This is a genomic window from Stenotrophomonas sp., assembly GCF_032056425.1.
Classification (GTDB): domain Bacteria; phylum Pseudomonadota; class Gammaproteobacteria; order Xanthomonadales; family Xanthomonadaceae; genus Stenotrophomonas.
The window spans coordinates 20,260-38,355 of sequence record NZ_DAMBCN010000012.1; the positions used below are offsets into that span (position 1 = coordinate 20,260).

General features: G+C 67.8%; 17 protein-coding genes. 5 read left to right on the forward strand and 12 right to left on the reverse strand.

The features are described 5' to 3' along the window. Positions 1-74: 74 nt before the first annotated feature. From RTY46_RS09725 to efp, 5 genes are all read right to left on the reverse strand, one after another. Complete coding sequence (locus RTY46_RS09725; protein WP_312708075.1) at positions 75-779, reverse strand: squalene/phytoene synthase family protein; 705 nt, start codon at positions 777-779, stop codon at positions 75-77. A gap of 11 nt (positions 780-790) precedes the next feature. Further along, positions 791-1,486 (reverse strand): phosphoglycolate phosphatase, encoded by a 696-nt coding sequence (locus tag RTY46_RS09730; protein WP_312708077.1) that lies wholly within the window; start codon positions 1,484-1,486, stop codon positions 791-793. Continuing rightward, positions 1,483-2,199, reverse strand: coding sequence for a bifunctional 2-polyprenyl-6-hydroxyphenol methylase/3-demethylubiquinol 3-O-methyltransferase UbiG (ubiG, locus tag RTY46_RS09735; RefSeq protein ID WP_312708078.1), 717 nt, complete (start codon positions 2,197-2,199; stop codon positions 1,483-1,485). Before ubiG ends, RTY46_RS09730 begins: the two co-directional genes overlap by 4 nt. A 25-nt stretch (positions 2,200-2,224) precedes the next feature. Continuing rightward, positions 2,225-3,568: a TRZ/ATZ family hydrolase gene (locus tag RTY46_RS09740; protein ID WP_312708079.1), complete on the reverse strand. Its 1,344-nt coding sequence runs from the start codon at positions 3,566-3,568 to the stop codon at positions 2,225-2,227. A gap of 163 nt (positions 3,569-3,731) precedes the next feature. Continuing rightward, positions 3,732-4,298, reverse strand: a complete 567-nt coding sequence (gene efp, locus RTY46_RS09745; RefSeq protein ID WP_108750146.1) for an elongation factor P — start codon at positions 4,296-4,298, stop codon at positions 3,732-3,734. A 98-nt stretch (positions 4,299-4,396) separates the two neighbouring features. Here efp and epmB point away from each other — a divergent pair, with 98 nt between their 5' ends. Beyond that, positions 4,397-5,437 (forward strand): EF-P beta-lysylation protein EpmB, encoded by a 1,041-nt coding sequence (gene epmB / locus RTY46_RS09750; RefSeq protein ID WP_312708081.1) that lies wholly within the window; start codon positions 4,397-4,399, stop codon positions 5,435-5,437. Between the two features lie 63 nt (positions 5,438-5,500). Here epmB and RTY46_RS09755 read toward each other — a convergent pair whose 3' ends face one another. From RTY46_RS09755 to RTY46_RS09765, 3 genes are all read right to left on the reverse strand, one after another. Further along, complete coding sequence (locus RTY46_RS09755; protein WP_312708082.1) at positions 5,501-7,627, reverse strand: EAL domain-containing protein; 2,127 nt, start codon at positions 7,625-7,627, stop codon at positions 5,501-5,503. Then, positions 7,624-8,532, reverse strand: a complete 909-nt coding sequence (locus tag RTY46_RS09760) for a phosphate/phosphite/phosphonate ABC transporter substrate-binding protein (protein ID WP_312708083.1) — start codon at positions 8,530-8,532, stop codon at positions 7,624-7,626. The genes RTY46_RS09755 and RTY46_RS09760 overlap by 4 nt, the downstream gene beginning before the upstream one ends. A 76-nt stretch (positions 8,533-8,608) precedes the next feature. Continuing rightward, entirely contained in the window at positions 8,609-9,379 is a 771-nt protein-coding gene (locus tag RTY46_RS09765; protein WP_312708084.1) for an RNA methyltransferase, read from the reverse strand. Between the two features lie 120 nt (positions 9,380-9,499). Here RTY46_RS09765 and RTY46_RS09770 point away from each other — a divergent pair, with 120 nt between their 5' ends. Continuing rightward, a complete protein-coding gene (locus RTY46_RS09770; protein ID WP_312708085.1) occupies positions 9,500-10,327 on the forward strand; it encodes an inositol monophosphatase family protein in 828 nt (275 codons plus the stop codon). Between the two features lie 443 nt (positions 10,328-10,770). Here RTY46_RS09770 and htpX read toward each other — a convergent pair whose 3' ends face one another. Beyond that, a complete protein-coding gene (gene htpX / locus RTY46_RS09775; protein WP_312708086.1) occupies positions 10,771-11,637 on the reverse strand; it encodes a protease HtpX in 867 nt (288 codons plus the stop codon). A gap of 93 nt (positions 11,638-11,730) precedes the next feature. Here htpX and gluQRS point away from each other — a divergent pair, with 93 nt between their 5' ends. The 3 genes from gluQRS to phaR all read left to right on the forward strand — a co-directional run bounded on the left by gluQRS (position 11,731) and on the right by phaR (position 14,126). Next, positions 11,731-12,651, forward strand: coding sequence for a tRNA glutamyl-Q(34) synthetase GluQRS (gluQRS, locus tag RTY46_RS09780; protein ID WP_312708087.1), 921 nt, complete (start codon positions 11,731-11,733; stop codon positions 12,649-12,651). Positions 12,652-12,668: 17 nt separating this feature from the next. Then, the gene (gene phbB / locus RTY46_RS09785; RefSeq protein ID WP_312708088.1) at positions 12,669-13,409 is read left to right on the forward strand and encodes an acetoacetyl-CoA reductase; all 741 of its coding nucleotides are present in this window, start codon (positions 12,669-12,671) and stop codon (positions 13,407-13,409) included. Between the two features lie 183 nt (positions 13,410-13,592). Next, entirely contained in the window at positions 13,593-14,126 is a 534-nt protein-coding gene (gene phaR, locus RTY46_RS09790; protein ID WP_312708185.1) for a polyhydroxyalkanoate synthesis repressor PhaR, read from the forward strand. A gap of 99 nt (positions 14,127-14,225) precedes the next feature. Here the strand turns inward: phaR and RTY46_RS09795 are convergent, their stop codons facing one another. The 3 genes from RTY46_RS09795 to mutL are packed head-to-tail and all read right to left on the reverse strand — an operon-like array spanning position 14,226 to position 18,024. Then, positions 14,226-15,164 carry a TraB/GumN family protein gene (locus RTY46_RS09795; RefSeq protein ID WP_312708089.1) on the reverse strand — a complete coding sequence of 313 codons (939 nt, stop codon included), beginning with the start codon at positions 15,162-15,164 and terminating at the stop codon, positions 14,226-14,228. 2 nt (positions 15,165-15,166) lie between these two features. Then, the gene (locus tag RTY46_RS09800) at positions 15,167-16,096 is read right to left on the reverse strand and encodes a DUF1684 domain-containing protein (protein WP_312708090.1); all 930 of its coding nucleotides are present in this window, start codon (positions 16,094-16,096) and stop codon (positions 15,167-15,169) included. A 26-nt stretch (positions 16,097-16,122) separates the two neighbouring features. Then, positions 16,123-18,024, reverse strand: a complete 1,902-nt coding sequence (mutL, locus tag RTY46_RS09805; protein ID WP_312708091.1) for a DNA mismatch repair endonuclease MutL — start codon at positions 18,022-18,024, stop codon at positions 16,123-16,125. Positions 18,025-18,096: the final 72 nt, after the last annotated feature.

Consider the following 18,096-nt stretch of genomic DNA (forward strand, 5'->3'; position numbering starts at 1 on the left):
GTGGATCTACCGCAATGCGATTCGGCACGATCCCGTAGAGCGTGCGGACCACGGTCCGCACCCACCAGCAGCGATCAGCCGCGTGCGGCCCACCACACGCGCAGCAGGGTGCGCACCGGGGTCGCTTCGATCGGCTTGCCTGCCGCCTGTGCGGCCACGCGGGCGCGGGCCAGGCTGGACCAGATACGGCGCGGGCGCGGGCCGGATACGCGGGTACCCCACCCCTTCAGCAGATGCTGCGCCCAGCGCTGGCTGGCGTTGCTGGCGTCCTCGTCCAGCAGACTGCGCGGCACACCGGCCACGCCGGCGTCCTGCAGGCGCTGGGCCAGGGTCTGCAGCTGCACGGCACGGCCCGCTCCCTTGCGCAGGGTGTCGTTGAACAGCACCGCCTCCACCGCAGCCACGGCGTCAGCGTAGTTGGCCAGCGCGCGCTCGGCGCCAGCAGCATCGAGGGCGACCGTGCGCGCCTCGACCAGATCCGGCAACGCCTCGGCAAGCTGCGCCCACGGCGCGCGCACCGGCTCCAGCAGGCGCCCCAGCGGGTGGCGCGAGCGTTGCCCGGCCCAACTGCGCAGCTCCTCGCCCCACCACGCCAGCTTGGCGTCGGCCGGCAGCGGGTCGCCACTGGTGTTGAGCATGTCGTCGAATTCCTGCAGCAGCGCAAACCACGCCACCGCAAGATCGCGGTGCGGTTCGGCCACGAACGGCGCGGCCACCGACCATTCCGGCCAGCGGCTGCGCCACTTGTCGAGGAAGCTTTCCAGCGCGGTACTGCTCACTACGTTGTTCCTTACGGCTGGGCCGGGGCTGCCGGCCGGGTCGGCCACAGACTGGCCAGTTGCAGAAGCTCGGCGTTTTCCACCAGCACATCGGCCTGCCAGGCCAGCGGATCGTCGCTGTGCAGGCGGTAGCCCCACAGCGCTGCCACCGATGGCATGCCGGCCGCGCGCGCGGCAATGATGTCACGCTCGTCGTCGCCCACGTACACGCAGTCTTCGGCGGCAACGCCAATGGCCTGCGCGGCATGCAGCAGCGGCAACGGGTGCGGCTTGCGTTCGGCCAGCGTATCGCCGCCCACCAGCACCGCGCAGCGCTGCTGCCAACCGTGCTGCGGCAACACCAGACGGGCCAGGTATTCCGGCTTGTTGGTGACAATGCCCCACACCGCGCCGGCAGCATCCAGCGCCGCCAGCATGCCGGCCACGCCGTCGAACAGCACCGCGTACTGGCCGATCAAGGCCTCGTAGCGCTGCAGGAACTCGGGAATCAATGCGTCACGCGCGGCGTCGTCCAGATCCGGGAAGGCGGCGCCCACCATGGCGCGCGACCCCTTCGATACCACCGGGCGCAGCTGCGCCGGGTCGATCGGTGCGCGGCCGCGCTCGGCCAGCATGACATTGCAGGTGGCAACGAAGTCCGGCGCACTGTCCAGCAGGGTGCCATCCAGATCGAACAGCACCGCACGCGGGAACGGCGCGGCACTCATTCCGGCTTGACCGCGTAGGCCAGATAGTTGATGTCGGTGCGACTGCTCAGGCGAGCGTGGTTGCGCCACGGCTCGTAGGCCATGCCGCTGACATCGACCAGCTGCACGCCGGCTTCGCGCAACCAGCGGGCCAGCTCGGCCGGCTTGATGAATTCCTGGTAATGGTGGGTGCCCTTGGGCAGCAGCCGCGCCACGTACTCAGCACCGACAATCGCCACCGCGAATGCGGCAGCGGTGCGGTTGATGGTCGACAGGAACAGGTGGCCGCCCGGCTTCAGCAGGCGCTTGCAGGCCTCGATGATCGCGCCCGGATCCGGCACGTGCTCGAGCATTTCCATGCAGGTGACCACATCGAAACTGCCCGGCTGCTCGGCAGCCAGGTCCTCGGCGGCCTGGACGTGATAATCCACCTTGGCACCGCTTTCCAGCGCGTGCAGGCGCGCGACCTTGACCAGTTCCGGGGCCAGGTCGATGGCGGTGACGTCGGCACCGGACTGCGCCAGCGCCTCGCTCAGCAGGCCGCCACCACAGCCGATGTCCAGCACGCGCGCACCGCGCAGCGGCACGCGGTCGGCCACGTACTTCAGCCGCACCGGGTTCAGCGCATGCAGCGGCTTCTGCGGGCCATCAGCGTCCCACCAGCGGTTGGCCAGCGCGGCGAACTTGTCCAGCTCGGCCTGATCGAAATTGGAGGATGCGTGGGGGGCAGTCATGGGGTAGTCCTTGCAGCGCCAGGGTTCAGGCGCGGATATGGCGGATGCGCTCGCGCCACTGGCGCGCGTTGGCGATGATGCCCGGCAGGTCCATGCCGACCAGCTCGCGCTGCACCAGCTTCGGCTTGCCGGCAATCCAGACGTCGCTGACCTGCTGGCGGCCGGTGGCGTACACCAGCTGCGACAGCACGTTGTGCAGCGGCTGGGTTTCCAGTGCGGAAAGGTCGACGCAGACCAGGTCGGCCTGCTTGCCGACCTCGATCGAACCGATGCGCTCGCCGAAGCCCAGCGCGCGTGCGCCACCGAGGGTGGATGCGCGCAGCGTTGTGGCCGCGTCCAGCGCGGTGGCATCGTCGGCCACGGCCTTGGCCAGGATGGCCGCGGTGCGGTTCTCGCTGAACATGTCCAGATCGTTGTTGCTGGCGCAACCGTCGGTGCCGATCGCCAGGTTCACCCCGGCGCGCTGCAGCGAGCAGGCAGGGCAGAAACCGGAGGCCAGCTTCAGGTTCGATTCCGGGCAGTGCACCACGCTGACGCCGCGCTCGGCGCACAGGTGGATTTCCGCGTCGGTCAGCTGGGTCATGTGCACCGCGATCAGGCGGTCGTTGACCAGGCCCAACCGATCCAGCCGCGCCAGCGGGCGCTGGCCGTGCAGCTTGATCGAATCGGTGATTTCCTGTGCGGTTTCATGGGTGTGCAGGTGCACCTGCATGTCCAGCTGGTCGGACAGCATGCGCACGCGCTCGAAATTGGCGTCGTTCACGGTGTACGGCGCATGCGGCGCGAACGCGGTGCCGATCAGCGGATCGCTGCGCCACTGGTCGTGCAGCTCACCGGCCTTGGCGAAGTATTCGTCATCGGTCTTGGCCCAGGCGGTGGGAAAATCGATGATGACCGCACCGACCAGCGCGCGGAAACCGTGCTTCTTGTAGACCGCGGCCTGCACGTCACCGAAGAAGTAGTTTTCGTTGGCACAGGTGGTGCCACCGCGCAGCATTTCAGCAATGGCCAGCGTGGTGCCATCGGCCACGAACTCGGGGCCGATCACCGCCGCTTCCACCGGCCAGATGTGCTGCTGCAGCCAGGTCATCAACGGCAGATCGTCGGCCACGCCACGCAGCAGCGTCATCGGGTTGTGCGTGTGCGCGTTCACCAGCCCCGGCATCAGCGCCGCGTCGGGACGGCTGACCACCTGCGCGGCACGGAAGCGCGCGCGGGCCTCGGCACGCGGCAGGATGGCGACGATTTCGCTGCCACGCACGGCCACGGCGTGATCTTCCAGCACCACCGCATGCGGCTCGATCGGAACGACATAACCGGCTTCGATGAGCAGGTCGCAGGCTTCGGGGAGATGCGGGCTATCGCTCATGCGGGCTCACTGGCTATTGGAGAAGGGCCTGGCGGGAGGCGGTAGCGCCGGGCCATGCCCGGCGGCTGTCCGTTGCGGCGCCATGGGCGCCGTCAACGGGTTCCGGGCGGTGCCCGGAAAGCCGAGCATGGCTCGGCTCTACAGGTAACCCGGCTACGCCGGATTACTTCACGCGCGAGGAGTATTCACCCGAGCGGGTATCAACCTTGATGATTTCATCCTGGTTGACGAACAGCGGCACGCGCACCACGGCACCGGTTTCCAGGGTGGCCGGCTTGCCGCCGCCGCCCGAGGTGTCACCACGCACGCCCGGATCGGTTTCGGTGATCTTCAGTTCAACGAAGTTCGGCGGCTGCACGAAGATCGGCGCGCCGTTGAACAGGGTCACGATGCAGGCTTCTTCGCCCTTCAGCCACTTCTCGGCGCCGCCCATGCCGGCCTTGTCGGCCTGCACCTGCTCGAAGGTTTCCGGGTCCATGAAGTGCCAGTACTCGCCGTCGCTGTACATGTAGTTCATGTCGGTGTCCACAACGTCGGCCACTTCCAGGTCGTCGGTCGCCTTCATGGTCAGTTCCACCACGCGGCCCGAACGGATGAAGCGGTACTTCACGCGGGTGAAGGCCTGGCCCTTGCCCGGCTTCACGTACTCGGTATCCGTGATGACCGCCGGTTCATTGTTGACCAGGATCTTCATCCCGTTCTTGACGTCATTCATGCCCACAGTGGCCATGCTCAAGCTCCTCAAATGGCAAAACCGCCGCGGGTGCGGCGAGCCGGATAGAATGGAAAGCCCACCGGAACCCCGGTGGGCAACTGATTTATGCCCCCATGATAACCGCAGGCCCCCTCTCCATGCAGCTTTCCGCCTTCCCCCGCACCCAGTCAGCGGGCGCGCCCGCGCGCTGGCAGCAGCTCTGGCGGCAGGCGCTGCGTGACCCGCAGCAGCTGCTGGCCCAGCTGGGTCTGGACCCGGCCACACTGGGGGTGTCCGAGGCCGCCATGGCGCAGTTCGCGCTGCGCGTGCCGCAGGGATTCGTCGCCCGCATGCGCCACGGCGATGCCAGCGACCCGCTGCTGCGCCAGGTGCTGCCGATCGATGCGGAAATGCAGGTGGTCCCCGGATTCAGCTTTGATGCGGTGGGCGATGGCGCGGCCAAAAAGGCCACCGGGGTCATCCAGAAGTACCGTGGCCGTGCCCTGCTGGTGGCCACCGGCAGCTGCGCGATCAACTGCCGCTACTGCTTCCGCCGGCACTTCGACTATGGCGCGGAAAACGCCGCCAAGGGCGGCTGGCGGGAGGCGGTGCAGGCCATCGCCGACGACGTAGACATCGACGAGGTGATCCTGTCCGGTGGCGACCCGCTGTCGCTGGCCACCCACAAGCTGGTGGAGCTGACCGCTGCGCTGCGGCAGATTCCGCACGTGCGCCGCCTGCGCATCCACACCCGCCTGCCCATCGTGCTGCCCGAACGGGTGGACGATGAACTGTTGGCCTGGCTGCGCAGCCTGCCCTGGCCGCTGGCGATTGTGGTTCACGCCAACCATGCCAACGAGTTCGATGCCAGCGTCGACGGCGCCATGGCGCGCCTGCGCAGCACCGGCGCGCAGCTGCTGAACCAGGCCGTGCTGCTGCGCGGGGTGAACGACAGCGTGCAGGCCCTGCAGGACCTGAGCGAACGCAGTTTCGCCGCAGGCGTGCTGCCGTACTACCTGCACCAGCTGGACCGGGTGGAAGGCGTGGCCCACTTCGAAGTGGACGATGCGCAGGCCAAGGCGCTGGTGGCCGGCCTCACTGCGCGACTGTCCGGTTACCTGGTGCCGAAGCTGGTGCGGGAACTGCCCGGCGACCCGAGCAAGCGCCCGGTGTAAGGCCTGGGCTGGGGTCAGAGCCCTTTTCCTGCGAGAGGGATCTGACCCCAGGACATCGGGGTGTCAAAGCCCAGATTCGATCATCCGCACCACTTCGGTGGCGGTCACCGGGTGGCTCAACCGGTAGCCCTGGCCCAGGTCGCAGCCGCGCTGGGCCAGCAGCTCGAACTGCGCTTCCTGCTCGATGCCTTCGGCCACCACGGTGATGCCCAGTGCATGGGCCATGGCGATGATGGCCGTGGTCAGGGCCAGGTCATCCGGGTCACGCTGCATGTCGGCCACGAAGCTCTTGTCGATCTTCACCCCGTCCACCGGCACCTGGCGCAGATGGCTGAGGCCGGAGAAGCCGGTACCGAAGTCATCCAGCCACACCTTCACGCCGGTCCGGTGCAGCTTGTCCAGCAGCTGCGCGGCAACCATTTCATCGCCGATCACCGCCGTTTCGGTCAGCTCCAGATGCAGGCGTGAAGCGGGCAGGCCGGACTCGTGCAGGCACTGCGCCACCAGCGCGGGCAGTTCGCCGCCGCGCAACTGCCGCGGGGACACGTTCACCGACACGAACAGTTCATCGCCGGCGGCCCCGCGCGGCCACTGCGAGGCCTCCATGCAGGCGGCGCGCAGCACCTTCGGCCCGATGATCTCGATCAGCCCACTCTGCTCGGCCACTTCGATGAACACCGACGGCGGAATGGTGCCCAGCGTAGGGTGCTGCCAGCGCAGAAGCACTTCCACGCCCACCAGGCGGCGGTCGCGCATGCGGAAGATAGGCTGGTAGGCCAGGCGCAGCTCGCCGCGCTCCCAGGCCCCGCGCAGTTCCTGTTCCATGTGCACGCGGCGTTCGACCGCGTGGTCCATGGCACGGCTGTAGTAGCGGAAGCAGTTCTTGCCGGCCATCTTGGCCTGGTACATGGCGATATCGCCGTTCTTCAGCAGCGTGGTCGCATCGGCGGCATCGTCGGGGAACAGGGTCACGCCGATCGAGGTGCCCAGGAACAGCTCACGGCCCTGCACCACCAGCGGCTTGCCCAGCTCGCGCACCAGCACTTCGGCCAGCAGGCGGGCATTGGCCGCTACGTCACCGTCGCCGACCAGGATCACGAACTCGTCGCCACCGAACCGCGCCAACAAGGCTTCGTCACCACCGGCTTCGGCCACCGCGTGGGTGATGCGCTGGGCGAACTGCAGCAGCGCCTCGTCACCGGCCTCATGGCCCAGCGTGTCGTTGACCCGCTTGAAGTCATCGATGTCGGCGAACAGCAGGCCCAGCCGGTGCCCGGACGCGCGCGCCGCCATCAGGCGGTGGTCCAGCGCTTCGCGGAAGGCCAGCCGATTGGTCAGCCCGGTCAGCGCATCGGTGTAGGCCATGTGCCGCACTTCGCGGTCATGGCGGGCGATGGCATCGCGCATGCGCGCAAAGCCGCGCACCAGCTCACCCACTTCATCGTCGCGGGTGTTCTCGGCCAGCGGCGCCTGGTAATCGCCCGCCTCGATGCGGCGTGCCGCGGCGGCCAGCTCACGGATCGGTGTCACCAGGGTGCGCTGCACGTACAGGATGACCACCACGCCGATCACCACAAGCAGGCCCAGCATCAGCAGCAGCCAGCCCAGGTGGCGGCTGCCGACCTGCTGCAGGCGCTGCCCCAGGGTCGCGTTGGCGGCCACTTCGCGCGCGTGCACCTCGTCCAGGGCCATGCCCACGCGCACACCGCCGATACGCTGCTTGCCCACGGTGATCGGCATGGCGTTGTCCAGCACGGTCGGCGACTGCTGCACCACCAGGGTCTGTGCCTTCACCGCACCACGCGCCAGCGGGTCGTCCATCTCGCGGCCGAAGCCGGCCACGTCCAGCGAGCCGTCGTGCACCAGGCGCCCGCGCTCGTCGAACACCCGCACGTAGCGCACCACCGGTTGCCGCGCCGTGCCGCGCACCAACGCGCCCACCTGGTCCAGGTCGTTGTAGTACAGCGGGTTGGCCAGCGAATCGGACAGCTCACGCGCCAACGCCTCGCCGCGACTGCGCACGCTGCGGTCGAACAGCTCATGGATCACGCCGCCACTGAGGCTCTTCACTTCGCTCTGCATCGACGCCTGGCGCCCCAGCAGTACGGCCAGGATCGCGATCACCACCAGCATTGCCCCGCCCATGGCGAGCAGGAAACGGGCCTGCATCCCGGAGCCGAGCCACTTCATTCAACGTCCATCCGCACGCGCATCAACCCTTGTTTCAGTTCGTCCAACCGCTGCTGCGCATGCGCATCCACGCGGTGGAACCCGGAAGTTCCAAAAAACCGTTGCAGCGCCACCTGTGCGCGCGGATCGGCCGCCGCCTGCAGCAGCACCTGCTGCAGCCGCTCGCGCACCCGTGGATCGAGGTCGGCACGCACCACTTCCAGCGCCCGCGGATACGGCTCGGTGCGCAGCAGCACACGGAAATCGCGGCGGAACGCCGCCGGCACCCGTTGTTCATCGTCCCAGTCCACACTGCTGACCGCACCACCGTCAGCCAGCCCCTTGTGCACGAAGGTCGCCACGTTCAGCTCGCTGCGGGCGAACACATAGCCCACCGCATCAGGCCCGGGCAGGTCCCAGCTGCCGGCCAGGATCTGCGGGCTCAACCCATGGTCCAGCAGGGTCATCACCGGCACCAGATAGGCGCTGGTGGAAGCGGTGTTCTGCAGGGCCAGACGATGCCCGCGCAGATCCTGCAGACGCTGCAATGCACTGTCGCGGCGCACGAAGAACACCGTGTGGTATTCGCGCACGCCGCTGCGCTCGGTCAGCAGCAGCGGGCGGGCGCCACTGCGCAGGCCCAGCGCAACGGCCGTGCCGGCCGTTTCCGTGACCCAGTCGACCCGGCCGCGGCGCAGGTAGCTGGCCATCTGCTGCGGGTCGCGGGCCATCAGGATCCGGCCTTCGCGGATGCCGACGTCGTGCATGCGCGCGACGACGTAATCCAGCAACGGCTGCAGTTGTTCGTAGTGCACCTTTGGATCATCACTGATCCGCCCCAGCACCAGGACCGGGTCGGGCGCCGGCGCAGCATGCGCCACCCCGGCCAGCAGGACCCAGGCCAGGCTCAGCAGTCCCCCCCGCATTGCCTTTCGCAGACCCGACAACACGTTTCATCCCCCAGGTAATCGCGACAGACTACCTGAAAAAATGAGAACTTCGTCAGCCTTGGTGATCCTTGGGCTGGGCCAACCGCGCCATGCGCTGGGCATCGGCCAGGATGCCGCGCAACAGCCGCACCTCCTGCTCGCTGGGTTCGGCCCGCAGGAACAGGCGGCGCAGCTTGCGCATGGCCGATTCGGGCGCACGCCCCTTGTGGAAATCGATCTCGTCCAGGGTCTGGCCGAGCTGGCCGAAGAAGCTTTCCAGCTGCTCGTGGCTGGCCGCCTGCTCGCGCACGGCCTCTTCGGCCGGCGCCACCGGCTGCTGGCCCAGCAGGCGCATGCGGGTCTCATAGGCCAGTACCTGCACCGCCGCGGCCAGGTTGAGCGAACTGAACGCCGGGTCGGACGGAATGTGCACGGCGGCGTGGCACAGCTGCAGCTCTTCGTTGGTCAGGCCGGTGCGCTCGCGCCCGAACACCAGCGCCACCTCGGCGCCCTGCCCGGCCTTGTCCACCACGCGGGCGGCCGCGTCGGCCGGCAGGAATTCCTCCAACTGCACGCGGCGTGCCCGCGCGGTGCAGCCCAGCACCAGGGTGCAGTCGGCCACGGCCTCGGCCAGGGTCGCCACCACCGGCGCATCGCCCAGTACGTCTTCGGCGCCGGCCGAGCGGCGGAAGGCCTCCTCGTCCAGGGGTTTTTCCGGGGCGACCAGCACCAGCCGGGCCAGGCCCATGGTCTTCAGGGCACGCGCGGCGGCCCCCATGTTGCCGGGGTGCTGGGTACCGACAAGGACGAAACGGATGCGGGTGGCGGCAGGAAACTGGGACATGAACAGGGAAAAGGTCGAGCTGGACGAAGACCAATGGTAAACTGTGCGGCCGGCCACTGCGCCGGACCCGCTCTTTTCCCCCGCCAGCCCTTCTCTTCTGCCTTTCCGGGAGCCCACGCCATGCAGAAACCCGCCGTCACCGTCATGGTCAAGGCCGCCCGCCTCGCCGGCAACGTCCTGTTGCGCAACATCAACAAGCTCGAGGCGCTGAATGTGGTGCAGAAGGGCCGCATGGACTACGCCAGCGAAGTCGATGCCGATGCGGAAAAGGTGATCGTCAAGGAACTCAAGCGCGCCTACCCCGACTACGGCATCTTCGGTGAAGAAGGCGGCGTGCAGGGCGAACGTCGCCAGATGTGGGTCATCGACCCGCTGGATGGCACCAGCAACTACCTGCGTGGCGTGCCGCACTACTGCGTGTCCATCGCCCTGGTGGAAAACGGCGAACCGACCGACGCGGTGATCTTCGACCCGCTGCGCAATGAACTGTTCACCGCCAGCCGCGGTGCCGGTGCCGTGCTGAACGACCGTCGCATCCGCGTGGCCGACCGCAAGGACCTGGAAGGCACGATGATCCACACCGGCTTCGCGCCGCGTGAGCGCAGCCGCGCCAGCGCGCAGCTGAAGGCCCTGGATGCGCTGCTGGTACACGCTGAAGACGTGCGTCGCACCGGCTCTGCCGCGCTGGACCTGGCCTACGTGGCCTGCGGCCGCGCCGATGCGTACTTCGAAGCCGGCGTGAAGGCCTGGGACGTAGCGGCTGGCCTGCTGCTGGTGCGCGAAGCCGGCGGCAAGGTCTGCGACTTCAAGGGCGCCACCCTGGGCCGCATGGACAACCGCGGCCCGGACACCCACCAGATCGTTGCCGGCAACCTGAAGGTGGCAGAGTCGCTGCAGAAGGTGCTGGTGAACACCGCCTACGCCGCCGAGTTCGACGCCAAGTTCTAAGCGTCGCATCGCAGCGGCGCATCGAGACGGCACCCGGGAGGGTGCCGTTTTTGTTTGCGTAGACTGCGATGTGTCACGGTTCTGCACGCTGCGAGGTACGGGCGGCTGTGGCTTTTGACCTTGACGTGGGTCCGCCTTGTAGCGAGCCGAGCACCGCAGGGGAACCAGGGGCGAAGAGGCGCGGGTGTCTGAGCGCAGCGAGTTCCGCGCCGTCCCCTGGGTCACCGAGGAGCGCAGGGAACCGTCGTGCGCAGCACGGCGGCTCGCGGATGGCGGCGTGTTTCTTTGGTTACTTTCTTTGCACGAGCAAAGAAAGTGACACCTCTCCGCAGGCGTGGAAATGATCCGCCGGGCATGGCCCGGCGCTACCCGCGCATGGTCATTCAAACGAAAACGCCCGGCACGTGGCCGGGCGTTCGTGTTTCCGGGTTCAAGCCCGACGGTTACGCCACCGTCGAGGCCCGCAGCGCGGCAATGCGCTCTTCCAGCGGCGGATGGCTCATGAACAGCTTCTTGGCGGTCGAACCGGCAATGCCGAAGGCGGCAATCTGGCTCGGCAGCGTGCTCTGGCCGTGGTTGAGCTGCAGGCGTTCCAGCGCGGCAATCATCTTCTGGCGACCGGCCAGCGATGCACCACCAGCGTCGGCGCGGAATTCGCGATGGCGCGAGAACCACATGGCAATCATCGTAGCGAACAGGCCGAACACCATCTCCAGCACGAACACGATGATGTAGTAGGCGAAACCGCGGCCGCCGCCTTCGCGGTTGCCTGACAGCGCACTGTCGATGATGCCGCCGACCACGCGGGCCAGCACGATCACGAAGGTGTTCAGCACGCCCTGCAGCAAGGCCATGGTGATCATGTCACCGTTGGCCACGTGGGCGATCTCGTGGCCCAGCACCGCTTCGGCCTCGTCCTCGCTCATGTTGTGCAGCAGGCCGGTGGACACCGCCACCAGTGCGTTGTTGCGGTTGGCGCCGGTGGCGAAGGCATTGATCTCCGGGCCTTCATACACGGCCACCTCCGGCATGCCGATACCGGCGGCCTTGGCCTGGCGCTCGACGGTGGCCAGCAACCAGCGCTCGGTCGGGTTGCGCGGCTCGGTGATGACCACCGCACCGGTGGAGCGCTTGGCCATCCACTTGGACAGCAGCAGCGAAATGAAGGAGCCACCGAAGCCGAAGATGCCGGCCATGATCAACAGGCCGCCCATCTTGCTTGGATCGGTTCCCGTCAGCGACATCACGATGCTGGCGAGGATAAGGACCGCGAAGTTGGTTGCCAGGAACAGGGCAATGCGGGTAAACATGGGAAATTCCGGCTCGGAAGGGGTCGATATCTGCCAATTTGCGGTGTGGTCAGCTTGAATTCAAGCGCCAACCTGACCGACGATTCAGCCAGCATGACCTCCCCCATTCCCTGCGGCCGCTTTGCGCCCTCGCCCACCGGCCTGCTGCACCCCGGTTCCCTGCTCGCCGCGTTCGGCAGCTGGCTGCTTGCACGCCATCACGGCGGCCTGTGGCGGCTGCGTATCGAAGACGTGGATCCGCCACGCACGGTGCCCGGTGCCGCGCATGCGCAGCTGCGCACGTTGGCCGGTTTCGGCCTGGCCCACGATGGCCCGGTGCTCTGGCAGAGCGAGCGCAACGCCGCCTACCAGGCCGCGCTGGACGTGCTGCTGGCCAGCAACCTGGCCTTCGTCTGCCACTGCAGCCGCAGCGACCTGGCGGCCAGCGGCGGCATCCATCACCGCTGCGTCAGCCGCCCACCGCGACCGGACCCGGCTGTCCGCTTCCGGGTGCCGCCGGGCAGCGTGGTCCAGTTCGTCGATGGCCTGCGCGGCCCGCAGCAGCAGGACGTGCACGCCGAGGTTGGCGATTTCGTGCTGCGCCGTGCCGATGGCTGCTGGGCCTACCAGTTGGCGGTGGTGGTGGACGATGCCGCACAGGGCGTGACCGAGGTGGTGCGCGGTGCCGACCTTCTGGATTCGACCGCCCGCCAGATCCTGCTGCAGCAGTCCTTGGGACTGGCCGTGCCGCACTATTGGCACCTGCCCCTGCTACTGGATGCGCCGGGGCACAAGCTGTCCAAATCGCTGGCGGCGCGACCGGTGGACAGTGCCCTGCCACAGCCCGTGCTGCGCTGGCTGTGGCAACAGCTGGGACAGGCGCCGGCGGCGCTGGACGACTGCGAAGACCTGCCCGCGCTGCTGCAGGCCGCCCGGCACGCCTTCGATCCGGCGCGCCTGCCACGGCAGGACATCCTGCTGGCCGACGGCGCACTTTCCGCGCCGATGTTGCAGAATCCCCTTTCCCCCACCTGAAACCCGGACAGCATTCAATGACATCTCGCGTCGCACTGGTCACCGGCGGAACCGGCGGCATCGGTACCGCCATCTGCCAACGCCTGGCCGACCAGGGCCACCGGGTCGCCACCAACTACCGCGACGAGGCCAAGGCCCGTGCCTGGCAGCAGGCCATGACCGCGCGCGGCTACACCGTGTCGATCTTCCCCGGCGATGTCTCCGACCCGGCCAGCGCCGAGGCCATGGTGCGCGCGGTGGAAGCCGAACTGGGCCCGGTCGAGATCCTGGTGAACAACGCCGGCATCACCCGTGACACCACCTTCCATCGCATGCGCGCCGAGCAGTGGCACGATGTGATCAACACCAACCTCAATTCGGTGTTCAACGTCACCCGTCCGGTCATCGAAGGCATGCGCCGCCGCGGCTGGGGCCGGGTCATCCAGATCAGCTCCATCAACGGCCTGAAGGGCCAGTACGGTCAGGCCAACTACGCCGCGGCCAAGGCCGGCATGCATGGCTTCACCATCTCGCTGGCACGCGAGAACGCCGGCTTCGGCATCACCGTAAACACCATTTCGCCCGGCTACGTGGCCACCGACATGGTGATGGCCGTGCCGGAAGAAGTGCGCGCCAAGATCATTGCCGACATCCCCACCGGCCGCCTGGGCAAGCCGGAGGAAATCGCCTATGGCGTCTCCTTCCTGGTGGCCGATGAGGCGGCATGGATCACCGGCAGCAATCTGGATATCAACGGCGGCCACCACATGGGCTGGTAAGCCGCGCAGCGCAGGCGGCGGCAGCGCCCCTGCGCGACCGCACAGCCATTATGCTGCGCAGCACGCAAACCCTTGCTGCGCAACATGATCGGCGTGCAAACCCAAGCCCTACGGGGGCTGGGGCGGTTGCCAAGGCTTGTGCACTGCGCCATGCTGCGCATCTACTGTGACGAGTACCGCTTCATGGCTGCGACCCGCATCATCAAGAAGTATCCGAATCGTCGTCTGTACGACACCGAGATTTCCAGCTACATCACCATCGAAGACGTACGCCAGCTGATCCTGGATGGTGAAGACTTCGAGGTCCGCGACGCCAAGAGTGGCGACGACCTGACCCGCTCGGTGCTGCTGCAGATCATTGCCGACCAGGAGCAGGACGGTGAGCCGATGCTGTCCACCCAGCTGCTCAGCCAGCTGATCCGCTTCTACGGTGATTCCCTGCAGGGCTTCATGGGCAACTACCTGGAGCGCAGCATGCAGGTCTTCCTGGACCAGCAGCAGCAGTTCCGCCAGCAGATGGGCAACCTGCTGGGGCAGACCCCGTGGGCGATGATGAACCAGCTGACCGAACGCAACCTGGAGCTGTGGCAGGAATTCCAGCGCAACATGGGCGCCGGCTTCGGCGGCCCGCGCCCGGGCGGCACTGGCACCGGTACCGGCAGCAAGTCCAGCGACAGCAACGTGGGGACCGGCACCGGCGGCAAGACCCGGCGCTGAGCACGGACGCTTGGCCGCACGACACGAAAACGGCGCGCCCCTGGCGCGCCGTTTTTTGTGTCTGCCGTCGTCCCCGCGTCATCCACGCAGGGCGTATATCTAGCGCTTGCAGCCGGTGCAGACGCGCTCGACCTTGTAGCCCCTGGCCTTCAGCTTTTCCACCACGCCATCGCTTCCCAGCAGGTGCAGTCCGCCCACCACCACCAGCGTGCCGCCCTGCCCCGCCTGCAGATACGGCACCAGCTTCGGCACCCAGGCATCATTGCGCCCGGTATTGATGCGCTGATACAGCTGCGGGTACTGCTGGCGCATTTCCACCGCCATCTTGTTCCACAGCAGACGGTCGTCGCCTCGGCGCCAGGCGTCGTGAAGCTGGCGGGCCTGCACATCGCCCTTGTCCACTTCGTCCAGCGCCTCGGCCAGCATCTGTCGCTGTTCGGTGGCACTCATGCCATCGAGCATGCGGATCTGCGTATCGATATCTTCCAGCCCAGCGGTCTTGCGCCCGGTCTTCTGCGCGCGCTCCATGAAATGCCGGTCCAGCCCCAGTGCGGGGTCCAGCCCCATCTTCTGCATCTGCCCAACCGAAATGGTCAGCCCTACGAACCAGGCTTTCATGCCCTGCAACTGGGGCAACGGCAGGTTGTTGCTGGCCGCAAAGGCCTGCAGCTTGTGCCAGGTCGCTTCGTCCAGATCGCGCTTGAGCTCACTGCCATCGGTGCGGGTGGCCGCCTGCACCATGCGGCTGGACAGTTCCGGCGACTGCATGTCCTCCGGCGACAGCTCGAACACCACGCGCTGCGAGGCGTCGAAGGCCTTTTCAACATCGGCTGACAGCGGGTAGTCCTGTGCGGTCAGCAGGTGGAACGAGCCGAGAAGATACACGCGCGCATCGCCGGCCCCGGTTACTTTCCATAACAGCGGCACCGGCGGCTTGCTGGCTGCGGTATCGGCGGGGGCGCCGCGCGCAGCGGCCAGCGGTGCAAGCGCGACGGCCAACAGCAGCGCGGCACTGCGCAACAGGGTTCTGATCGGCATGGTCAGCCTTCTCCAGGGGGCAGGTGGTACGCCTTTTCGCCCGCGTCCACGCGCAGGTCGATCCGGTTCTCCGGTGGCGACAACGGACAGGTCGCATAGGCAGTGAACGCGCAGGGCGGGTTGTACGCGTGGTTGAAATCCAGGGTCAGCGTGCCGTCTGCGGCGGGCGCGGCGGCATCCAGGTAACGGCCGGCCGGATAGCTGCCGTGGCCGCTGGTGCGGTCGGCGAAGATCAGGAACAACGGCTGGCCAGGCTTACCGATGGCCTCCAGACGCCATTGCCGTCCATCACGGTCGAATTCCACCGCACCCGCGTTGGGCATCTCGGTGGTCAGGCCGGTGATGTCGACAATCGGCAGGGTCTTGCCGGCCGGATGCGGAATGAAGCGCGCCGGCACCTGCCACTGGGTACCGCCCGGCCAGTACTGCAGGCCGGCGAAATCGCGCCGGGCGGCCGCATCGGCGTGCTTTACCCGCAGCGCATCGCGCGGGCCCCGGCGGATCAGGCTCAGCTGGCCCTTGCCGGCATCGAACGCCAGCAGGGTCGGCTGCGCATCCTGGTCGGTGTCCATCCGGATCGGGCCCCGCACCGGTTGCCCGTCATGGGTCACATCGGTGCCCGCTTCGGGGGTGAACCACCATTGCGCGCCTTCGCGGCGCAGCAGACCCAGCCTGGCCGGGCCCACCGCCAGGCGGATGCCACTGGTGGCACCGCTACCGATGAAGTGCGACTTGTTCTGCAGCCAGTGCAGCCCCACCAGTGCCGTCCAGCCATCGGCCCGCACCAGATCCTGGTAGCGCTGCACGCGCCACTGCTGTTGTTGCGCAGCAAACGCTGCATCTTCGGCCAGCGCCGGCGCCGGCGCAGGGGCCGGACTGCAGGCTGCCAGCGCCAGGGCGACCAGCAGGCCGCCCGCTCCCCGGTAACGCATCGAAGCTCCCCTCAACGTGGCGCCGCTCAACGGCCGCGCAGGAACCAGCGGTCGATCTCCGCCAGCGAAAAACGGGCCCAGGTCGGTCGACCGTGGTTGCACTGGCCGGACCGCTCGGTGATCTCCATGTCGCGCAGCAGCGCGTTCATTTCCGGCACGGTGAGGCGACGGTTGGCGCGCACGGCGCCATGACAGGCCATGGTCGACAACAGTTCATCGCGGGCCGTGGCGATGCGCCGGCTTTGGCCGTGTTCGCGCAGGTCGGTCAGCACGTCGCGCAACAGGCCTTCCGGCTCGGCATTGGCCAGCAGCGCAGGAATGCTGCGCACATGCAGGGCGCCCGGGCCGGCACGGGTCACTTCAAAGCCCAGTGCGGCCAGCGTGTCCGCTTCGGTCTCGGCGGTATCGGCCTCGCGCTCGCCGACAGCCAACGTGATCGGCACCAGCAACGGCTGCGACTGCAGGCCGATGCCATCGTGGGCGTTCTTCAGGCGCTCGTAACCAATGCGCTCGTGGGCGGCATGCATGTCCACCACGATCAGGCCTTCGGCGTTCTCGGCCAGGATGTAGATGCCGTGCAGCTGGGCGATGGCGTAGCCCAGCGGCGGCACGCCGGCATCGGCGCTGGTTGCCGGCAGGCCGTTACCGCTCGGCATGGGCGGCAGCGCGCCGCTGCGCTCGCCCGCAGCGGGTGCGGCATACAGCGCGGCGTAGGCGGCCGGCGCATCGGCCACCTGCAGGCCCAGCGGCTGCTGCGGGCGCCAGCCGGAGAAACCACCACCGCCACCGCTCGAACCGGGCGCGGGGCCGCGCACCAGGCCAAAGCCCGACGCCCCGGCACTGGACAACGCTGGCCCACCCGCGGGGTCCACGGGGTGGGCCGCACCGGCACCGATCTCCTGCGCGGACACGCCGGCGCGGGTATCGGCCAGCGCGTCTTTCAGTGTGCGGTAGACGAAATCGTGCACCAGCCGCGAATCACGGAAGCGGACTTCGTGCTTGGCCGGATGCACGTTCACGTCCACCCGGGTCGGGTCCAGTTCCAGGAACAGCACATACGCCGGTTGCCGCCCGTGGTAGAGCACATCGCCATAGGCCATCTTCACCGCGTGGGCGACGCTGCGGTCACGCACCGAACGGCCGTTCACGTACAGGTACTGCTGGTCGGCGCTGGCCCGCGAATAATGCGGCTGCGCGATCCAGCCATGCAGCCGCAGGCCGGCACCTGTGTGGTCCACGCGCACCGTCTGGGTGGCGAAATCCTCGCCCAGGGTTTCCGCCAACCGCGAATCGGAGTACAGATCACCGGGCTTGTAGCGCCGCGATGCCTTGCCGTTGTGCGAAACGCGCAGTTCAACGTCAGGCCGCGCCAGCGCCAGCGAACGCAACCACTCTTCGATGTGGCCCAGTTCGGTGCGTTCGGCGCGCAGGAACTTGCGCCGCGCCGGCACGTTGTAGAACAGCTCGCGCACTTCCACCGTGGTGCCCGGCGCATGCGCGCGCGGGGTCACCTCACCGATCTTGCCCCCCTCGATCTGCAGCGCCGAGCCGTGCTCGTCATGGGCGCGGCGCGAGGCCAGAGTGAAACGACTGACCGAGGCAATGGACGGCAACGCTTCGCCGCGGAAGCCCAGCGTGGCCACCGACTCCAGCTCGTCCAGATCGGCGATCTTGCTGGTGGCGTGGCGGGACACCGCCAATGGCAACTGCTCCGGCGCGATGCCGCTGCCGTTGTCGCGGATCCGGATCAGGCGCACACCGCCTTCCTCCAGCTCGATATCGACGCGGCTGGCGCCGGCATCGATGGCGTTCTCGACCAGCTCCTTGACCACCGACGCGGGGCGTTCGACCACTTCGCCGGCGGCGATCTGGTTGATCAGGATTTCCGGCAACGGCCGGATCGGGCGCGGATGAGCATCAGACTTCATCCAGCGATGATAACGGAGCCGCCATGGGTAGAGTCGAGCCATGCTCGACTGACGGGTTGCCGGTGACGTCCA